We start from the raw sequence: 21,000 nt of genomic DNA on the forward strand, positions 1-21,000 counted from the left end.
TATGTCTGAAACCATTATTGCCATAGAAAATCTGAGGAAGTCTTTTAAAAAGGCTTCTTCTCAGGATTTGTTGGTCCTTGAGGACGTTAATTTCAAATTACAGGAAGGTGAAATAGTCGCTTTATTGGGAAAATCCGGTTCGGGAAAGTCGACCTTGTTGCGGATTATTGCCGGATTGGTTGCTCCTTCGAGCGGAACGGTTACTTATAGAGGAAAACCGGTTACCAGGCCTGTGGAAGGAATCGCCATGGTCTTTCAATCTTTTGCCTTGATGCCTTGGCTGAATGTGCTGGAAAATGTTGAACTTGGACTTGAAGCCCAAGGAGTCAGTCGTGATGAGCGCAGACATAGAGCAATCGAAGCCATTGATATCATTGGACTGGACGGCTTTGAATCCGCATTTCCAAAAGAGCTGTCGGGAGGTATGCGACAACGGGTTGGTTTTGCTCGTGCTTTGGTTATTAATCCTGACGTCCTGCTAATGGATGAACCGTTTTCGGCGCTCGATGTTTTAACTGCAGAAAATTTAAAATCCGACTTGCTGGAACTATGGAAAGAAAAGAAAACCAATACTAATGGGATATTATTGGTAACCCATAATATTGAAGAGGCGGCCACTCTTGCTGACCGTATTGTTATTTTTGGAAATGATCCTGGATATATTCGTGCAGAATTACCGGTGACTTTGCCACAACCCAGAGATCCTGAAACGCCAGAATTTCGTGCCTTGGTTGATAAGATTTATACTTTAATGACGACGGGTCCCAAGGAAAAGGCGAAGCGTGCGCAAAGAGAACGTCAGATTGGCTTAGGCTACAGATTACCTGATGTTGAGCCTTCAGAATTATCCGGATTGATTGAAACCATGAAGTCATTCGAGGAGCGCATCGATTTACCTGAGCTTGCTGATGAGCTCATGATGAATATCGATGATCTGTTCCCCATTCTTGAAACTCTGGAAATTCTTGGATTTGCCAAGGTATCAGCCGGAGACATTCAACTGAGTGATTTAGGGAAACAGTTTTCCGAAGCTGATCTGCAGGAGCGTAAGCAGTTATTTGCTCAACGACTATTGGAAAAAGTACCTCTTGCCCGCTACATCCGCAGAGTTTTAGATGAAAAAGTTGGGCATCGTGTATCTGAAGAGCGTTTTTTAAGTAAGCTGGAAGATTATTTGAGCGAGAAGGAAGCGGATCGCGTTTTACGTACCATGATTGACTGGGGGCGCTACGCTGAAATATTTGCCTATGATTTCAATACTGGAATTTTAAGTTTGGAAAATCCGGGTAAGGGTTTATAGGGCGGAGATCGGGTTTATACCTTATCGAGACATGGCGTTACCTTCTTTGTTTGTTTCCCAAATTCAGTAGATCTGATAAGGGAAACAAATGAATTGATTAAGCAGATTTTCGTACCAGATAATCTAATATCTGGATTAAACGTTCCTGGCTACCAGCCATTTGCAGATCGGTTTTATATTTGCTGTTGATTACAAACGCAGGAACAGCATTGATTTGATAACCAGCCATTAAGGTCATGCCATTTTGCACTCGCATATCAATCGTCGGTGAGTTTTCAAAAGCACTTTTGGCAATTTCTCGATCAACACCATGAGCTATAAAAAAATCAATCATGGATTGTTTTGATGCCAAAGGTTTTTTCTCTTCCTGGATGGCTTTGAATAATTGAGGATTCAGTTTGTCTGATAAGGCTAAGGTTTTGGCAGTATAGTATGCTTTTGCATACAATTCCCAATCAGGTTTGAACACTACTGGAACGCGCTCCAGTTGCACATGGCTTCCCAATTTACCTGCCCATTCATTAACTGAAGGATCGATTTTATAGCACCAGGGACAACCGTAACTGAAAAATTCGGTAACTACGGGGACTTTACCTTTATTTGCCGATTGTTGGGGATTGCTAACCAGTTGGTAATCTTTCCCTTCTACAAATTGGGCGGCAAAGGCCATAACAGGTAACAATAATAAAATACTGACTAATTTTTTTAACATGTTTTATTCCTTAATATAAACCTTCGATATAATGGGCTACTGCTTCCATATCATCCTGAGTCATCCTGCCGCTGATATCCTGCATGATATGGTTTAGGTCATTTGTTCGTTTACCGTCTTTAAATGCCTGCAACTGCATGACAGTGTACTGTGCTTTTTGGCCTGAAAGAACAGGAAAACCTGCCTGGGCGTTACCTGTTCCTTTGGGACCATGGCAGGCAATACACGCAGTGATGTGTTTATTAAAATCACCACCTCTATAAAGTTGCTCGCCTCTTCGAAGGTATTTTTTGGGTGTAAAGCCTTCAGCGAGTGGCATTTTAGCATAGAATGATGCCAAGTCATTCATATCTTGTTCATTAAGATGGGCTATCATCGCAGTCATTGTCGGGGCGATACGCACTTTGCCTTCTTTCATATCCTTTAATTGTTTGACCAGGTATTGTTGGTGTTGACCTGCAAGATTAGGCCATTCTGGAGAAGGACTAATGCCTTGTTGACCGTGACAGGCAGCACACACTTGAGCCAAATCTTGCCCTTTGGAGGGATTTTCCTGCGCGTGTATAACTAATGGAAAGCACAAGATGAGAGAGAGTGCTAATTTTTTCATCGTTATCTCATAATAAATTGGTAATTTAATGGTACACTGCTTAGGTCAAAATCCCAAAATGAAATTATATTCCATGTTAGCAAATTTATATTCTAAAGCAGTATTTTTAAAAAGTGCAGCCCGAGTTGACCAATTACCTGAGGATACAGGCTATGAAGTGGCTTTTGCAGGCCGATCAAATGCCGGTAAATCCAGTGCTTTAAACTGTTTAACCGGTATAAAAAGCCTTGCCAGGACGAGTAAAACACCAGGCCGCACCCAATTAATCAATTTGTTTTCTTTGGACGAACAACGTCGATTGGTTGACTTGCCAGGTTATGGATATGCAAAAGTAGCGCTGCAAGTGAAATTGGAGTGGCAGAAAAATCTGGCGCATTACCTTGAGGTACGAGAAAGCCTGAAAGGGCTGATTCTGTTAATGGATGTACGCCACCCATTAAAGGATTTGGATCAAATGATGGTGGATTGGGCTTTGAATCGACAGCTTCCGGTGCATATTTTATTGACTAAATCGGATAAATTAAGTCGCAGCGAAGTAAAAAATACAGTGCTTAAAGTACGTAAGCACTATGATTTGGCAGATCATTTGATTTCAGTGCAATCGTTTTCATCGCTTAAAAAAGACGGTATTGATGAGTTGGTTGAACTATTAAACTCATGGTTTGCATTGGATTAGGCCTTGCTTCAATGAGTCAGACTCGAATTAAAAAAATTGGGTCAAGGCGGTAGTCCAGCCGTGGCTTATGATCTTGTTAGCTGGATCCCCGGATTGATGAGTAATTTCTATTTAGAAATCATTCATCCGTCCGCTAAATCGTGTCAACTAAAATTTAAGGCTCATTGTAAGCCCTGAGTTCAGGATTACAGGGTCTAACTTAACTCAGGGACGTTTAGTTAAATTCCTGCTAAGGGGTAAATCCTCGAACGCAGCGAAAATGTAATGGATTATTCCTATCGGCGCCGGCTGTACCACCTCCACCGAATTCTTGATAGTAACCAAGAAAGAGGCTTAAGACTGTTGAAGACCAATAGGCAATATTTGAGAAGCCACCAATGGCAACTTTATTTGTATACAAACAATTAAGCTGAGTTAACGCTGGTAAAAACCAATCGTTATAACAGGCGTTACCGATTTGACACGGGGAATTTCCTGCAGAGTCAACTTCATAGAGGGCGCAAGCTGAAGCTGCAAAGGTGCCAGGAGCACTCGGAACATTTGCTACAATCTGAGCGGTATTTGTTGCACCGTCTGTGTTACTGGTAGCAAAAGCTCCGGCTCCTCCTCCCCATTTAAGAGCTGCGCTATAATCTGCTGCTGTTGTAATAAGATTTTGTAAACCACCACCCAGGCACGCAATTTTTCCCCCACCCGAATTTTGTCCAACAGATGTTGCAAGATAAGTATAACCATTTGATAAAATAGCAGTTCCTCCAGGTGTTGTCAGGTTAACATCAACAATTCCAGCTGCATGGCCAGGCGTCACAGCCGTTACAGTATTGCTGTCTATTATATTGACATTGGTTGCTGCAATTCCGCCCAGAGTAACGGAAGTCGTACCGGCTAAATGATTACCCGATAAAGTTACTTGTGCATTGCCTGATGACGTTCCAGATGAGGGATTGATGCCAGTCAACTCGGGGGGAGCCGTCGTAATGGTTATAGCTGCGGTAAGAGCATTGGTGTTATCCCCTTGAATTAAAAAATTAGTTTGAGCCACGTTGGAGGGGCCAGGGGTAAATGTTAGTGTGCAGCGGCCTCCGGGTGGTAAGTTGGTGCAGTTAGATGCTGTCTGTGTGACTAAACCATTCAGAGCTGTTCCTGAAAAATTGGATGAAACATTGGTGGCTGTTAATGCAAAGGATGTATTATTAATTGTTAATAATTGATCAGGACCATTGCCATAAAGTGTCAATGGAGAACCGGTCACTGTAATTGTCGCAGAGGTTAATGGATCAGTTAAATGAACATCCAATTCAGCGCCTGGTCCTGGTCGTGCGCAGTAGAATGGGTCTGAATCAGAACTAACCTCACTTTCATAGGTAGTTGTTTTGCATACTATTGGGCCATTCAAAATCATAGGGGAAGGTGCTGAGGCCAGCGCGATACCATTAATGGTTAAATTCAGTATGCACGATTTTTGAGGCGCGAGTATAAATGGATTAGCACATACCCCCACCCCAACAGTGGATTGACTGACTGCTGTTATTGGTTTAATTGTCAAAGTTCTTGTTAATTTTGTGTTGTTAGTTACCCTATACTGCACCTGCGCAATATCATTGCTCGGCAGTGATATATGTGTTGTAGTCAACGGGCTTATAATAAACAAGGGTTTGCCCGCATGGGCGAGAATTAGAATTATATTCAATAAAACGGCTAATATTAGTCGCTGTGTAAATTTATTGCGAAGGTAAATAATCATGCTCCCATCCTTAGGTTATAAAACTTAGGCTAAATTGTAATTCATTGGTATAGAGGTGATTGCATCTATATCGTGATGCCTTGTTATTTATTGAACAAGCTATTTGTTTAAATGAACTGTTTCTGTAATTAACCGCGTCAGAAACATTTTAGCGATGCATGTGACTTGCGCCTTGTTCCACATGAAATGTACATTTTAAATATCAATTAATTCATTGATATTATCCATATGATAGACGCCAAGTTTACACATATCTTTCAAAAAGTTACAACTAAATTAAGTCGTTTTTTTGAGGGATTACTTAATTAAAATTTGTCGTATTCAGAGAGGTCTTTCATCAGTTCTTCAACAACATGTGGGTTGGATAAAGTCGATAAATCACCTAACTCGGAAATACTCTCTACTTCATGGCCCGCTATTTTGCGTAAAATCCGTCGCATTATTTTACCCGAACGGGTTTTGGGTAAATCAGTTGCAAAATAAAGTTCATCTGGCTTGGCTATAGCGCTAATTTCTTCCTTAACTTGCTCTATTAAAGCTTCTTTTAATTGATCGCTGCCAACATAACCCTGCTTTAAAATGACAAAGGCGAAAATCCCTTGTCCTTTTATTTCATGGGGAATGCCTACTACACCAGCCTCCGCTACACTGGGATGGCTGACTAGAGCACTTTCAATTTCTGCGGTACCCAGACGATGACCTGAAACATTCAAGACATCATCAATGCGTCCAGTAATCCAGTAATCCCCATCTTTATCCCTTTTAGCCCCATCACCGGTGATATAATATCCGTTCATCAAATAGGTTGTACGATACCGTTGATGATCTCCTGCGATTGTTCTTGCGATTGAAGGCCAAGGATATTTAATCGCTAAGGAACCTTCTCCTGCTCCATGAATTTCAAGCCCTTGTTCATTTAACAGTATTGGAACAATGCCTGGAATAGGATGACTGGCTGATCCGGGTTTAATTAAAGGGGTATCATGCCTTGGACTAATCATGATGGCTCCAGTTTCAGTTTGCCACCAGGTATCAACAACCGGACATTTTCCTTGCCCTACTTTTTGATGATACCAGTTCCACGCTTCCGGATTAATCGGTTCACCAACAGTTCCTAACAGGCGAAGTGATGCTCTGGAACTTGTATTTAACCACTCGTCACCGGCACGCATTAATGAACGAATGGCCGTAGGTGCAGTATAAAATACATTGACCTGATATTTATCAATAATGTGCCAGTTTCTTGCCGGATTAGGCCAGGTAGGTACCCCTTCATACATCAGGGTAGTAATTCCGTTGCATAGAGGACCGTAGACTACATAGCTATGACCAGTAATCCAGCCTACATCTGCAGTACACCAAAATACTTCATTTTTTTGGCAATTAAAAATCAATTGATGTGTATACGCTGCCTGTACCAGATAGCCGCCAGTCGTGTGAACTACACCCTTAGGCTGTCCCGTACTTCCCGAAGTATATAAAATAAACAGAGGATCTTCTGCATCCATGGGTTCAGGTATGCAGTGGGCAGAAACTTCGTGCTTGCACTCATGCCACCAATGATCGGTTTTGGCATTGAATGAAACAGGGGAATGGTCTTTTTTAATAATTAAAGTGTGCAGGTTCAGATTGATACCGGCTTCATCCGCCTGTTCTTTCAAATTGACGCTCTTCCCACCGCGTTTAAAACCGTCCGCAGTGATCAAGCATTTACACTCTGAAGCGATTAAACGCTGTCTTAAGGCATGAGCTGAAAACCCTGCAAAAACTACTGTATGGATTGCACCTATTCGCGCACAAGCCAGCATGGCAATCGCTGCCTCTGGTATCATCGGCAAATAAATGGCAACTTTATCTCCTTTTTTAATATTCAAAGACTTCAGCACATTACTCATTCGACACACTTCCTCATGCAATTGTGCGAAAGTCAGAGTACTCTGTTCTTGTTTGGTATCTCCTTCCCAAATAATGGCTGGATGGTTGGCTCCGTGGGGTAAATGCCTGTCAAGGCAATTGGCGCTGACATTTAATTGGCCGCCATTGAACCAGGAGACATCACCGTCTTTAAATCCACCTTCAAGAACAGTATCCCAGGGACGAATCCAATCAAGAGTTTGGCTGGCGATCTCAGACCAAAATTCAGTTAATGATTCCAGCGTGTTGCTTAGTTTTGGGTGCGATAAATGAATTGAGCTCATTTTAAACCTCTTCCCCTTTGGCAATCAGTTTGATAATTGCTGAAAAGTCAAGCTCACCAAGACCTTGATCAATAAAGTATTGATAGAGTTTGGTAACATGGGCTCCCAATGGAGTTTTAACATGGGCTGACTGCGCAGTTGCCTGACTTAATTTTAAATCTTTTAACATCATGGCTGCAGCGAAACCGGGTTTGTACTCATTATTGGCGGGAACATGTTCCAATACTCCTGGAACAGGAACATACTTGGTCATTGCCCAACATTGTCCTGATGAGTTACTGACAACTTCAAACAATTTTTCAGCGGTTAATCCCAGTTGATCTGCCAAAATAAACGCTTCAGAAACAGCGACCATTGAAATACCAAGAATCATGTTATTGCATATTTTCGCTGCCTGACCACTACCAGGACCACCAGTATGAATCATTTTTGGTCCCATATTGGCAAGAATAGGGCGCGCGGCATTGAATGCGTCAAGATCACCACCCACCATGAAGGTCAATGTTCCGGCAGCTGCTCCAGCTACACCTCCTGAAACGGGTGCGTCAACAGAACGCAGATGACGTTCTTTTGCCAGCTGATGGAACTCGCGTGAAGAATTTACATCAATAGTAGAGCAATCAACGAACAAAGTATCCGAATTGGCCTTGTTGAATAATCCATCAATACCCTTGCATACTTGTAACACTTGTTCTCCAGTTTGCAGCATGGTAATCAAGACATCCTGATTGTTAGCTACTTCTTGCAGGCTGCTTGAAACCAGGCCCCCAGATTCCGCAAAATGAGTTCGGGCTGACTCTTGCAAGTCAAAACCTGACACCTTATGACCCGCTTTAATCAGATTAATAGCCATAGGCAAACCCATATGCCCCAATCCTATAAATCCTATTCTAGCCATTGATAACTCCATAATAATTGATTGTGATCCCTTGTCTCAGCTGATATTAATGAGTAGGCATAGCAAAAGCGCTTCCTTTTAATTGGGTGACGGGCCATTTACTGGTCACTGTTTTACGCCGCGTATAGAAATGGATGCTCTCTTCTCCATGCATGTTGGTATCTCCAAACGAGGAGCGTTTCCAGCCTCCAAAAGGATGATTGGCAATGGGTACTGGGATAGGAATATTTACTCCTATCATGCCTACTTGTACTTTTTGACTGTATTCACGAGCGGTAAATCCATCGCGAGTAAAAATGGCAGTACCATTACCGTATTGATGTCTGTTTACCAGAGCGAGGGCTTCTTCAAAATGATTCACCCGGACTATAACGAGCACTGGTCCAAAAATTTCATTTTGATATACCGACATGGGTTCAGTAACCTGATCAAAAAGGCAGGGGCCGATAAAGAATCCTTGAGGATATTGTGGGTGTTTGAACGAACGGCCATCAATAATTAATTGGGCACCCTCACTGATTCCTTTGTCAATTGCAGCCAGAACTTTTTGGCGATGAGCACTACTGATCAATGGCCCCATGTCGGTGCCAGCAACATCTCCGGCATCAATGTTCATCGCTCGTATTTGTGGCGCCATTTTGGCAATTAAATCATCAGCGGTTTTATCGCCCACAACAACTGCCACTGATAAAGCCATGCATCGTTCGCCAGCAGAACCATATGCCGCACCCACAATGGCACTGGCCGCTTGATCCAAATCAGCATCAGGCATGACCACGCAGTGATTTTTTGCACCGCCAAAAGTATGAGCCCGTTTTCCATATGCTGTAGCAGTAGTATAAATGGACTGCGCAACGGGGGTGGATGCTACTGCAGTAAATGCAGCTATATCAGGATGAGCCAATAAATGGTCGACGGTTACTTTATTACCTTGTAAACAATTGACTACTCCAGGAGGTAAACCGGCATCATTTAATAGCTCCATTAAGCGTATTGGAGCAGAAGGATCTTGTTCAGAAGGTTTTAAAATAAAGGTATTGCCACAGGCAATAGCAGGGATCATCATCCAGATGGGTACCATTACCGGAAAATTAAAGGGAGATACTCCTGCGCATACTCCCAGTGGTTGCCTGAAGGTAAGGCAGTCGATATGGCTGGCTACATCTGCAGAGAAATCTCCTTTAAGCTGGTTGACCAAACCGCAATGTAATTCGACTACTTCTATACCGCGTGCAACGGAGCCTTTAGCATCATCCAGGGTTTTTCCATGCTCACGGGTAACAATACGAGCCAGATCCATTTGATGTTTTTCTAATAAATCTCTGAATTTAAACAGGATACGTGCTCTTTTGATTGCCGGGGTTTCCGCCCACTCAAATCCTGCTTCTTTTGCCGTTGCTACTGTTTTGTCACACAAAGTTTTCGAGGCAAAGTGAACTTCACCAATAGTCTCACCCAAGGCTGGATTGAAAATTGGATGGGCTTCAGTATTAGACTCATTGATCAGTTGGCCACCTATAAAATGCGGTACGTTATATCCCATTGTTAAACTCCTTTTTTATGATGTGTAATAAGCACCGTGTGCAGGTGCTTAAGTGAATCGCATGGTATATTGCTGGATTCGTTTAAACTGATGCGTTATTGAACTGTTTTAGCTGGTATCGAAACATCATCAAATTGCAAACGAGCCGTCAAATTAAAAACACAGCAGTAAGCGTTTATTCAGTTATTTTTTTCAAGGTTACCTGATATTGACGTCTGGTTTTGTTATTTTGCGAACCGAGTGTTTCCACTACTTCGAAATGCAGAGGATTCCCTGCATTTTCCAGAGCATTTTGTACGGCGTCATCAATACCTGCCTCAGAAAACCCTACAAAATCTTCTATACTTTTCATAGACATCCTTTTATTATTTATCCAAAAAAATATAGTTTAGCATGAAGTAAAACTATTAAGGTACTCAACTTCCTGATATCTTAACTGAGAAAATAATTTTAATGACGAAGCATATGATTGTTTCGTTGGATTATTTGTACAATAATGAAAATAAAAAGCAGTAAGGGAATAAGCTATGGGAAAAGGTATAATTTTACGTGTTTTGGAAGGTACTGTAATATCGCCTGAGTTATCTCGTACATTAGATACTCTCATACCCAATTATCAAATTGAATATTTTCAGGAAAAACCTAATTACAGGCGTAGCTATGAACGACGCATAAACAGTCTTCATGATGCATTTTTATTTATGCTTGATGCATATCCCCTGGATCCCAAGTTTACTGCCTTAAAAGCTGAAACGCTAAAAAATTATGCTGAAGAATTTAAAAACGCCTGTGATTTAGCAAAAGATTCTGTTGAAGAGTTACAAACGGAACTGGAGGCATACACAGCCAAACTGGTAGAAGTAATATCTACATCCTGGGATTGGCCGAAAGGCACTGCTTTTCACGAGAGTGTTGCCTGTTTGAATGAAGCAGAGCAGTATGTATTAATGAGTCGAGGTCGTCCTGATTTGGCTACATTAATGCCCATGCAAACGGAGCATGGAACAGAGTATGTTTTACAATATGATGAGTCACTACCTCCTTATACTGATGAATTTATAGCCGAATTAAATGAAATCAAATCAAGAAAATATCCAAAAACACCGGTCTGGTTTAAGAATACTGAAGAATTTCAAAAGGAGTACTTTACTAATCTGGATTTAAAGCCGCTAAATGCGACCTCGATCATCCAGGACATCAATTCTTTTTTGGACAGCTGGATTGAGATAAAAAGATCATCACTCAATATTGCTGCGGAATTAGAACAAATTCATAAGGATATTCAGCCTTATCCCACCTGGTATAAGGATAAAACTGATGATTCTCGAGCTAAGGGCTTTAGTAAGGCTCAGAAAGCAATGATCAAGGTTTTGGCTGCAGAACCTGACAAATTTGATGCGAATTTAACTAAATTTAGAGAATTTATAATAGCAAAGAAAGACAGTATTGCATTCAGGAATTCTCTTGATAATTTATCCAGTATTCCCTTGTGGTATTGGTCTCTTTCGAAGGTGCAGCAGAGCTTTTTAGCACATGCTCTGCAACAGACGGATCGTGTTGAAGATGCCGTGACCTTTTTATCTAGTCGTCACAGGACCTTGCCTATTCCAGCAAACTATGCAGCCCATAGTTTATTAAAAATTAATCCTGAAGTGGTTCAATCGGATCACACCTATGAGGTTAAGCATCTCTATGGAAAACGCTTTAGATCCAGTCATGTAGCAAGTCGTGATGTTTTAGAGTCTCCCGAGTCTGTTCAACAGCGCCATAGCGATTCTAATTTTGCCAAAGTTACGGAACACGCAAAACCTGGGCAGATGTGTTTATTTCAGACGCTAATCAGTCCAATCCATGCAGTTGATTATCTCCCTTCACTGGTTTCGGAGAGTTTGCCTGTTCCACCTGATCTGGAATTATTCAAAATCGCGCGTTCGACTGTTCAACGAAGTGGGAAGACTGCTTCTGTTTTACAACACAATCATCCTTTTAACTATGCAAAATATATTTACTATACCGCATCAGATGATGCGAATAGTCTCTATTTATTGATGATTGCACGGACTTATGTGGCCAATAATCCAGGATTAGAGGAGTTTTTAGAAGAATATCAACAAGTCCTGGGGTCCCCTCTTGGCTCAGCGACTTTTTGGGATTATGAGGGAAGAGAGCTGTTTTTAACTTCTTTAGAGCAACTGATTACCCTTACTATAGACGGTCATAGCTATGGTTCCTGTGTGAGCGGCAAAGATAGAAAAGCCATAGAGTTAATGCATACTGATGCCATGATTTTATATAAAGACAAATATGGAGTTTGGCCTAAGTTTGGCGTACCAAGCGATAAAATGGAGCGTATTAATTTTGTAAATCTATTCGCCGATATCTATATGTCTCGACATCAACATGAGCATGCAGGACAAAACGCTCCAGGATCTGATGGTATAAAAACCCCGGATATGTATTTGCCCGCTGATATTATTGAGGCAATTAATGCTCGTTTAGGTACCAGAAATGGTGTGAAATATGATGACTTGATGGCTACAGGCAACGAAGTTAAAAATATCAGTAAAAATCTGAAGTCCTATTTTGTATCGGACAATGAGTTGTTGTGTAAATTAACGGCCAGACAATTAGGCGAGGAAGTGTGTACTAAACTTTATGATGCTTTAAGCCCCTTGATAGCAGAGGAAAGTCGATTCTGTAAACCCAAAGATTGGGGATTGGGGTTGTTTGATAAGAAAAAATCCACTTCGTCACCCGCTGGGATCACCAAAATTCGCAATTTGATGCAAGATAAAAATGCAGGTAATGATAATATATTGCGACTGGAAAAAATATTTTTAGAAGTTTTAAATCGACCCGTATCGAATTCAACACGAACAAAAGAAACGAATTCAGTATATGATCGGATCCGCAATATATTGGCATCAGTTTTTGCCGTTGGTGATGAAAGCCTTGACGTTCTTGCTGATGCGGCAATAGCTGAGTGGACTGAGTTGTTTGAGGCTTCCAAACGAGCGAACAGCAGTGCCGTAGCATATTAATCACAGGCTGTTGGCTGTATAAACCCATAACCTAGATGCATTTGTTCCAGGGTCTTTTGATTGATGAGAGAATCAGATCATTCAAAAGCCCTATGGAGTGTGTCCTGGTTTTAACTAACTTGTTGTCGAAGGTGTCGCTTGTTACAGCAGATGCTCCAGTCCATATATCAAGGTATTTAGTCCTCTTACCTTTTGGCAAGCAAGCAGTACCCCTGGCATAAAGCAGCGACGGTCAATGCTGTCGTGAGTGATGGATAGTGTTTCTCCGAGGTTACCGAAAAGAACTTCCTGACGAGCGAGTACCCCTGGCAGACGTAAGGAATGTATGTTGATGTCATGGTGAGAGCCACCCCGGGCACCCGGTATTAATTCTTTTAATTCCAGTGTATTTTTTTTATTTTTCCTTGCTGCAGCAATCATTTCCGCTGTTTTTAATGCCGTTCCTGATGGGGCATCCAGCTTTTGCTGATGATGCATTTCAATAATTTCCACTTCAGATAAATATTCTGAAGCTTTAGCAGCAAAAGTCATCATTAAAACTGCGCCAATTGAAAAATTGGGGACAATAATTCCGCCCAGCTGTCGCGATTCACAGGCTGCAGCTAATTCCTTGATTTGGCTGGAAATTAACCCGGATGTACCAATCACAGGACTAGCGCCATGTTGGATAATGGTTTGAGCATTATCATAGACGCAATCTGCTCGGGTTAAGTCAACGACGATTTGAGCGTTAGTGTTTTTTATGGCTTGACTGAGATTATCTTGCTTTGTTAGCTGGGCTACTAATTCAAAAGCAGGGTGTTTAGCCAAAGTTTCACAGGCAAGGGAGCCCATTTTACCTTTTGCACCATTAACAATAACGCGAGTTAACATGAGTTCTCCAACTGGTATGATTTAAAATTTGGTTATGGATTATTCTTCTATTTTTTGTTTGGGTGCCGTTTTGACAGGGTGAACGGTACGCCAGGCCCAAATCGCTGCGAAGGGCCATCCAATGACTGTAGCCTGCATAATTAACGCGACAATAGCGCCTCCGGGATTATCATGAAGCAGAAGAACAAGCCACGGAAATAAAATAGCCAGAATTGACATAATTATTCGTTTCATTATGAATCTACCCATTATTAAATATTTAATTATAGGCTTATCTTAATGCATTTTTCTAACCGGATACAAATTAAAGAGTTTGTTTGCCTTGATTTTAGCGATGTGAATTGCTCCAGAGTACTTGCAAACAACCGATAAACATTGTACATTGTGCGCTCATTTCTAAAGTGAATAACCGTATTATTCCATTTTCTAATTTCGGACATGAAAACCAACAGTGCACGGTCATCAATAGACCTTATCCAATCAAATAATTTGGGTTCTTTTCACCCTATAATACTTTCTACAACAAAGGTACCATAATGAGAAAACAGGAGCTGCATCCACGCACCGCTGTAATCAATAAATCCCAGAAAAATCAATCCAAAAGGGCTCGATCTGAAGCATTGGTTTGGCTGGCTGCTAATTTCCCCAGTGCATTTGATAATTCAATACGAATTCGCCCCTTGAAAACGGGGATAATGGATGACATTTTGCAGTATGCAGACAAAGCTGCAGAAGCAGGTATTTCTAAAAGTAAATTAAGAGAAGCCGTTGTAGTGTTTACACGTCGTCTTGACTACCTGGCATGCCTGAAGGCTCGCGAAAAACGAATTGACTTGCTAGGTAATACAGTCAGTGATGTTTCTGAAGAAGAGGCAGATCATGCTGCAGCCAAGATTAAAAAGAGAGTAGAAAAAAGCGTTCGAAACGCGCGCAAAATCGTCGCAAGCAAAACCGCATCACAACCAGCCAGTGCAACGCATCAACATACCATGGGGTATAACAAGCCTGTCAGTCATACATCTTCAGCCTCCAGTGAAGATTATCTGCCTACTTATCCAGTCAGAGCTCCTGCATTTAGTAGCCAGCACGCTGCAGCTCAACCGGTTAGGACTGCTTCTGTCGTGGTGAAGCACAAAACCACAAGGCAATATGATCCTGATGCAGTGGCTCGTCTGAAAGAAAAATTGGGATTATCTCGTAATGCAGAAGTTAAAAAAGAGACAGTCGAATAAATGAATATTCGAACTTTATTTTTAAGTTTATTATTCGTTCACACCGCCTGCGCTTCCCCCAAATTTGTTGCATCAGCTCCCTTGTTTCGTGGTACTTATGAATTTAATGGGGCTGAATTATGCGCCACTGCCAAACAAACCTTAGCCTATTTGAATAAAGGTACCAGTTATGATCCACAGGTGATTCATGGTGGTAAGGTGGTCACTGTTTCATTAAAACGTGTTAAAGCTACTTTAATTTTTATTTGCCAAAATCAGGAGCGGTTAAACGACCCGGATTTTGTTAAGCAGCATTTTGATTTTATTCGTTGGTATCCTGATAAAATTCAAGCAAATAAAATAGCAACGAATAAACCCTTGTTAAAAAATCTGCCTAATGATCGCATATTAATGACCAAATATTATGTTCATCTAGCTAAGGCCAGTTCAATAAAAACGCCCAGGATGCCTTATGCTCTTTACGGCTTGCCAGCTGATGAACGCGGTTTAACAATTGAAGAAGCAGAATTAAAACCCGAATTAATTCGTTTAAAGTATGGTAAGCAAGCTATTTTAGCCGGTGCGCTTAAAAATAAACCTGTTCCAGTATTGGCTTACTTAAGTCGGGAAGACTTGGAGGCCGCTTTGTTGCAAGGTACGGTTGTCGCTGATTTTGGTACTCATGAACATAAAATTTTTAATGTCCACAGAACAAATAATATCGCATATGATCGGACTAAAGCACCTTATCAACAGGAGCGATATTGGTATTTTAAGCAAGTGGATGGAATCAAAGGTTATGGTAAAGACGCGGATCATAAAATCACTGTCAATCCCAAAGTTACCTTTGCCGCTGACTTGCAGGAGTTTGGTCTGGGGAAAGTTCTAATGATTCAGTATCGAGAACAATCCGGAAAACTGATTTCAAGGGCAGGAATATTGGCTGATACAGGAGGCGCGTTCGCTGATAATTTATATCAAGTTGATTACCTTGCAGGACGCTACCCGGGTAAAGATGCTTTTTACCAAAATACACGACATTTGCCTGATTACGTAGATGCCTATTTCATGATTTTAAAAGATGACCAATCTCATTAAGTATTAGGGCCTGTTGATCTTTTATCTATTTTTCCCTACTTAAGCATGAGGACTAGCTGAATTTGAAGCTTCATCTCGTGCTTCAGGCTTTTGTGACTCTTTTATGTCACGTTTCATATTGAGTAACTGATTTTTAATTGCTTGTTCATGTTCCTTACATTGTGTCGGACCAGGATTGGCATCCCTATCGAAGTCTTTTTTTAAATCCGCTCTGGAGTTGATATTGTAAGATACATCAACAACATTATTGGTTTTCATCGAAAGCGTTTCAGTAAAGTTAAGGGCATTTTCTACGAACTGCGCTGCTTTCAATTGTCCATCGGCGTCATTAGTGAATGCACCAGATCGTTTTTCACCGAAATTAGGATCGTAGTAGGTCAATTTGAACTGCCCACCTTCCATATGGGTAATTCTCATGCCTGTAGTATGGCCGGTTTTTTCTTCTTTACAGCGCATAAAGAACTGGATGCGATCTTTTTCAGGGTTTTCTACGATATCTTTAACGATGCTTTGAGCAATCTCTGATTTTTTTTCTTCAGTATAAGGTTTACTTTTTCTGTCAAAAGCCTCGTTATGTCTGCTTTTTACTTCTTGATTTCTTTGTAGAAAAGCGATTTGGCGCACCATGGGCATATCGCTGTAGTCCACGCCGCTGTTTACTTCCTTGCGTAAGTTGTTGTGGAATTTATCTGTAACCAGCCAGGTACCTGTTAATCCCATGCATTCGCCAGAGGGATCGAGTAGGTTACTTTTTTTGGCGAAGGCTGTTTGAGAAAAATGGATGAAGTTAATGGATATAAAATTAAGAATACGAGCAAAAATGTTATAGGTACCATGTTTTGATGTATCCAGTGCTTTTATATAATTATTCTGTGTATCTTTATCTAAAGAAAATAGGGTTTCGCTCATGAAGTCTTTGTGAGCTTCGCTTAATTTGACGTAATCAAATGCGCTAACATTTTTTAAAAATTCGGTTACAGCTTCTGGTTGCTTTTTCTTAAGAATAATAATTTCTTCAGCAATTGTTCTATATTGTTCTTTACTCACCCCTAACCAGGCCGATTTATCCTGATACCTGAAGAGTAGCGAGGACTTGTCTATAGTGTTTCCCATGATGTGTGCTTTAAATGGCTAATAAATCAAGTATAGCTAATAAACGGTGATTTGTTTAAGTTTTGATCTAAAACGTGGTTGTACTGAGGTATGTGAGTTCGCAGCCAATTTTCAGACAGAACGTTTATCACCAATTTATTGTTTCAGTGGACGCTGAGTGTAGTGTCATCTCTTTTTTCTCACGTCTCTTGAATTGTTTTTGTTATTTATGAGGGGCTTACTTAAATTCACCTGTTAATAATGCGACCATTACTCGATTCCGTGCATAAAGCCCGGAGCTTAGGCGAAGGAAGTAATGGTCAACAGACTCTAAAGTTCAACTGAAATTATTTCCATACAGTTAGTGCCACCTGGTGTTCCAATCGTTCTGCCTCGAGTGAATAAAACATAACCATTTTTATTAATGAGTTGCGAATTGACTAATTCCTGAATGATTTCTTGACTGAGATTTTGGTGATCCAGATTATGGTAGTCAAGATAAATGGGATATACATTATTAACCAAACACAAACGTCCTACGGTTCGCTTATTGGCAGATACAGCAATAATAGGGACGGTACTGTGTTGCCTCGAGATCCAAAGCGCTGTATCACCGGATTCGGTCAGAGTAATGATTGCCTGGATTGGAAAATGATTGGCTGCGTGCATGGTGGCCATGGCTATTGCTTGATCTGCACGTTGATAATGGCATGACTCAGGATCGGCATGATAAAAAAAGCTGGCGTGCTTTTCTGCGCTTAAGCAAATTTTATTGACCATGGAAATTACTTTTATCGGAAATTGACCGCTTGCTGTTTCGGCAGAGAGCATGACAGCATCGGTTCCATCCAATATCGCATTGGCTACATCGGATACTTCGGCTCGAGTTGGTTGAGGATTGCTAATCATTGATTCCATCATCTGAGTTGCAGTGATGACAACTTTATCTAAAAGACGGGTTTGCTCAATAATGTGTTTTTGTATGGCTGGAACTTCTGCTGCACCAACTTCAACTCCCAGGTCGCCTCTGGCTACCATTATGGCATCAGCTTCCTGAATAATGTCGGTTAAGTGATCCAGCGCTTCAGTTCGTTCAATCTTGGCAATTATAGGGGTGATTTTGGCGCCAAATTCAGTCATTAATGCCCGTGCATTACGAATATCCTGGGCATCCTTTACAAAGGACAAGCTAATATAATCCACCTCGGCTTGAATTGCAGTGCGCAAATCGTTGATGTCCTTTTCCGTCAGGGTTCTTGCTGCCAGTCCGCCTCCTTTCCTGTTTAATCCTTTCAGATCAGTGAGTACGCCACCTTCAATGACATGGCAATGAATTTTGGAGCCAGCAATGTCCGTCACTTCCAATTCAATCAATCCGTCATTGAGTAACAGATGATCCCCGGCATCCAGTTCATCGGCCAGATTGGGATAAGCTACGGAGACTCCCTGATGATCCCCCAGTTCACCTTTGGATTGACAATCCAGAATGAAATTCTGGCCATCAACCAAGGTAATGGATTTGTCTTTAAAACGTCCAATTCGAATTTTCGGACCTTGTAAATCCGCCATAATGGCTACGGGATGATTTATTTCCTGGGCAATTTTTCGCACGAGAGCTATAAGTTCAATGGCTGAGGCATCAGCATGAGAAAAATTAATACGCACCACATCGACTCCGGCACCAAGCATTGCACGCAAGGTGACCGGATCTTTACTGGCTGGGCCAAGGGTCGCTACAATTTTAGTCCGTCTTAACATCTTTAGCCCGCTCCTGCAAAATGGCTACTGCTGGCAGAGTTTTTCCTTCCAGACACTCAAGAAATGCTCCACCTCCAGTGGAAATATAGGAAATTTGATTATTCAAATCATAGAGATCTACTGCAGCTAAAGTATCGCCTCCACCTGCAATGGAAAATGCATCACTTGACGCAATCGCAATGGCAAGTGCTCGGGTTCCATAAGCAAATTGGGCAAACTCAAACACACCAACCGGACCATTCCAGATGATGGTTTTAGCTTCATCAATGATGTCGACGTAGTCGCTAACCGTTATTGGACCAATGTCAAGAATCATGTCATCGGCGGCCACATTAGCCAAGGTTTTATTAAAGGCAGGGCAGGATTCACTGAATGATTTGCCTACTACTACATCACTAGGCAAGGGGATTTTGCAGCCTTTTTCTTCAGCCAGTTTAAGGATCAGACGTGCTTCATCCAGAAGATCTGGTTCATACAAAGAAACACCAATTTCAAATCCTTGTGCCTTTAAGAAGGTATTGGCTATTCCACCGCCAGGAATTAGATAATCCACCATGCCTACCAGTTGTTTCAGTAAACTCAGCTTGGAAGAGACTTTTGCGCCTCCCACTATGGCTACAATGGGTTTTTTAGGATTTTTGAGCACCAGCTGCAACGCTTCAAGCTCACGCACCAGCAATGGGCCTGCAGCCGCTACCGGAGCGTATTGTGCTACGCCATAAGTAGATGCTTGCGCTCTATGCGCAGTTCCAAACGCATCCATCACAAAAACATCACACAGATTCGCTAATTTTTTAGCCAGGTTCTCATCATTGGTTTTTTCACCAGGATTAAACCGTACATTTTCACAAATGACTAATTCACCTGGTGCAATCTCAATTCCGTCAAGATAATCACTGACAAATCGTACAGGATAATTGAGATTTTGTTTTAAATAATCAGCAACCGGCTGCAATGAGAAGCGCTTTTCATAGCGACCTTCTTCCGGCCGACCAAGATGGGAAAGTACCATCACTGCTGCGCCTGCATCCAGGGCAGTTTTCAATGTTGGCAGTGCTGCCCGTAATCTTTGGTCACTGGTTATTATCCCATCTTTAATCGGCACATTCAGATCTTCACGAATTAAAACCCGTTTACCAGCCAGGTCTATATCGCTCATTTTTATCAGATTCATGCGTTATCCTTTAACAATTCATCATTTGGTGTGCTGTATCGATCATACGATTGGAGAATCCCCACTCATTATCATACCAGGCAACTACTTTTACCAGATTACCCAATACTTTAGTTTGAGTTGCATCAAAAATAGATGATGCGGGATTGTGATTAAAATCGCAAGAAACCAAAGGGTCGTCATTAATGTGTAAAATTCTGCTTTTTGCCTGACGTACAAGGTTGTTCACTTCCTCAACGGTTGTTTCGCGCTTCGCTGTAAAGGTTAAATCAATTACGGAAACGTTAAGCACGGGTACACGCATGGCAAAACCATCGAGTTTGCCTTCAAGTTCAGGTAAAACAAGACCTACTGCTGCTGCGGCACCAGTTTTGGTTGGAATAATCGATTGAGTTGCTGAGCGTGCGCGCCGTAAATCTTTATGGCTGCCATCCAGGAGCATTTGATCTTTAGTGTAGGCATGAACGGTATTGAGCAAGCCGTGTTCTATACCCAGTCCATCATTCAATGGTTTGACTACTGGAGCCAGGCAGTTTGTGGTGCAAGACGCATTGGATACTATTGTGTCGCTTGCTTTGATAATATGATGGTTTACTCCATAAACTACAGTTGCATCAACCCCTTTACCAGGTGCTGAAATTAATACCTTTTTAGCTCCGGCAGTAATATGTTGCATGGCGGCTTCTCTATTGGTAAAGAACCCAGTGCATTCAAAAACGATATCAATATTTAAATCCTTCCAGGGAAGATTTAATGGATTGCGTTCAGCAATGACCTGGATGTTGTGGCCATCGATGATGAGCATATTGTCTTCCACTGATACATCCGAGCCGAAATGTCCATGGGTTGAATCATGACGGGTTAAATGTGCGGTGACATCAATACCCGATAAGTCGTTGATTGCCACGATCTCAAATTCATTTTGTCTGTTGTATTCAAAAATCGATCTTAAAATGCAACGACCAATGCGGCCATAGCCATTAATTGCGACTCGTATTGCCATGCTACTTCTCCGATTTGGGGTGCCCTACTCATATTTGTTTTTGACAAATATATCCTTTTGACGTTTAAA

The 21,000-nt window shown here is 41.5% G+C and carries 18 protein-coding genes; 5 read left to right on the forward strand and 13 right to left on the reverse strand.

What is annotated here, in order from left to right:
• The first annotated feature begins 1 nt into the window (after position 1).
• A complete protein-coding gene (locus ELY21_RS01235) occupies positions 2–1,300 on the forward strand; it encodes an AAA-associated domain-containing protein (protein ID WP_028385454.1) in 1,299 nt (432 codons plus the stop codon).
• Between the two features lie 97 nt (positions 1,301–1,397).
• Here the strand turns inward: ELY21_RS01235 and ELY21_RS01240 are convergent, their stop codons facing one another.
• A complete protein-coding gene (locus ELY21_RS01240; RefSeq protein ID WP_127106119.1) occupies positions 1,398–2,012 on the reverse strand; it encodes a thiol:disulfide interchange protein DsbA/DsbL in 615 nt (204 codons plus the stop codon).
• 10 nt (positions 2,013–2,022) lie between these two features.
• Positions 2,023–2,622, reverse strand: coding sequence for a cytochrome c (locus ELY21_RS01245; RefSeq protein ID WP_127106121.1), 600 nt, complete (start codon positions 2,620–2,622; stop codon positions 2,023–2,025).
• 73 nt (positions 2,623–2,695) lie between these two features.
• On the opposite strand from ELY21_RS01245, the gene yihA reads away from it, so the two are divergent.
• On the forward strand, positions 2,696–3,298 hold the full coding sequence (gene yihA, locus ELY21_RS01250; protein ID WP_127106123.1) for a ribosome biogenesis GTP-binding protein YihA/YsxC: 603 nt from the start codon (positions 2,696–2,698) through the stop codon (positions 3,296–3,298).
• A 229-nt stretch (positions 3,299–3,527) separates the two neighbouring features.
• Here yihA and ELY21_RS01255 read toward each other — a convergent pair whose 3' ends face one another.
• The 5 genes from ELY21_RS01255 to ELY21_RS01275 all read right to left on the reverse strand — a co-directional run bounded on the left by ELY21_RS01255 (position 3,528) and on the right by ELY21_RS01275 (position 10,033).
• Complete coding sequence (locus ELY21_RS01255) at positions 3,528–5,042, reverse strand: IPT/TIG domain-containing protein (protein ID WP_199741607.1); 1,515 nt, start codon at positions 5,040–5,042, stop codon at positions 3,528–3,530.
• 305 nt (positions 5,043–5,347) lie between these two features.
• Positions 5,348–7,240 (reverse strand): acetate--CoA ligase, encoded by a 1,893-nt coding sequence (acs, locus tag ELY21_RS01260; RefSeq protein ID WP_127106125.1) that lies wholly within the window; start codon positions 7,238–7,240, stop codon positions 5,348–5,350.
• A 1-nt stretch (position 7,241) separates the two neighbouring features.
• Complete coding sequence (gene mmsB, locus ELY21_RS01265; protein WP_127106127.1) at positions 7,242–8,138, reverse strand: 3-hydroxyisobutyrate dehydrogenase; 897 nt, start codon at positions 8,136–8,138, stop codon at positions 7,242–7,244.
• Between the two features lie 46 nt (positions 8,139–8,184).
• Positions 8,185–9,681, reverse strand: a complete 1,497-nt coding sequence (locus ELY21_RS01270) for a CoA-acylating methylmalonate-semialdehyde dehydrogenase (protein WP_127106129.1) — start codon at positions 9,679–9,681, stop codon at positions 8,185–8,187.
• A 175-nt stretch (positions 9,682–9,856) separates the two neighbouring features.
• Positions 9,857–10,033 carry a dodecin domain-containing protein gene (locus ELY21_RS01275; protein WP_127106131.1) on the reverse strand — a complete coding sequence of 59 codons (177 nt, stop codon included), beginning with the start codon at positions 10,031–10,033 and terminating at the stop codon, positions 9,857–9,859.
• A 175-nt stretch (positions 10,034–10,208) separates the two neighbouring features.
• On the opposite strand from ELY21_RS01275, the gene ELY21_RS01280 reads away from it, so the two are divergent.
• Positions 10,209–12,722 (forward strand): oxidoreductase, encoded by a 2,514-nt coding sequence (locus tag ELY21_RS01280; protein WP_127106133.1) that lies wholly within the window; start codon positions 10,209–10,211, stop codon positions 12,720–12,722.
• A gap of 141 nt (positions 12,723–12,863) precedes the next feature.
• On the opposite strand, the gene dapB is transcribed toward ELY21_RS01280, so the two are convergent.
• Positions 12,864–13,595: a 4-hydroxy-tetrahydrodipicolinate reductase gene (gene dapB / locus ELY21_RS01285; RefSeq protein ID WP_127106135.1), complete on the reverse strand. Its 732-nt coding sequence runs from the start codon at positions 13,593–13,595 to the stop codon at positions 12,864–12,866.
• A gap of 39 nt (positions 13,596–13,634) precedes the next feature.
• A complete protein-coding gene (locus ELY21_RS01290) occupies positions 13,635–13,829 on the reverse strand; it encodes a hypothetical protein (RefSeq protein WP_127106137.1) in 195 nt (64 codons plus the stop codon).
• Positions 13,830–14,131: 302 nt separating this feature from the next.
• Between ELY21_RS01290 and ELY21_RS01295 the strand changes: the two genes are divergently transcribed.
• Together ELY21_RS01295 and ELY21_RS01300 are read left to right on the forward strand one after the other, a co-directional pair.
• Positions 14,132–14,827, forward strand: coding sequence for a ProQ/FinO family protein (locus tag ELY21_RS01295; RefSeq protein ID WP_127106139.1), 696 nt, complete (start codon positions 14,132–14,134; stop codon positions 14,825–14,827).
• Complete coding sequence (locus ELY21_RS01300; protein WP_127106142.1) at positions 14,828–15,904, forward strand: hypothetical protein; 1,077 nt, start codon at positions 14,828–14,830, stop codon at positions 15,902–15,904.
• A 39-nt stretch (positions 15,905–15,943) separates the two neighbouring features.
• Here ELY21_RS01300 and ELY21_RS01305 read toward each other — a convergent pair whose 3' ends face one another.
• From ELY21_RS01305 to gap, 4 genes are all read right to left on the reverse strand, one after another.
• Positions 15,944–16,951, reverse strand: a complete 1,008-nt coding sequence (locus ELY21_RS01305; RefSeq protein ID WP_127106144.1) for a hypothetical protein — start codon at positions 16,949–16,951, stop codon at positions 15,944–15,946.
• A gap of 375 nt (positions 16,952–17,326) precedes the next feature.
• On the reverse strand, positions 17,327–18,754 hold the full coding sequence (gene pyk / locus ELY21_RS01310; protein WP_127106146.1) for a pyruvate kinase: 1,428 nt from the start codon (positions 18,752–18,754) through the stop codon (positions 17,327–17,329).
• Positions 18,738–19,928, reverse strand: coding sequence for a phosphoglycerate kinase (locus ELY21_RS01315; RefSeq protein ID WP_127106148.1), 1,191 nt, complete (start codon positions 19,926–19,928; stop codon positions 18,738–18,740). The genes pyk and ELY21_RS01315 overlap by 17 nt, the downstream gene beginning before the upstream one ends.
• Positions 19,929–19,938: 10 nt before the next feature.
• On the reverse strand, positions 19,939–20,931 hold the full coding sequence (gene gap / locus ELY21_RS01320) for a type I glyceraldehyde-3-phosphate dehydrogenase (protein WP_127106150.1): 993 nt from the start codon (positions 20,929–20,931) through the stop codon (positions 19,939–19,941).
• Positions 20,932–21,000 lie beyond the last annotated feature (69 nt).

The sequence above is a fragment of the Legionella sp. km535 genome (genome assembly GCF_003990085.1).
GTDB lineage: Bacteria > Pseudomonadota > Gammaproteobacteria > Legionellales > Legionellaceae > Legionella > Legionella moravica.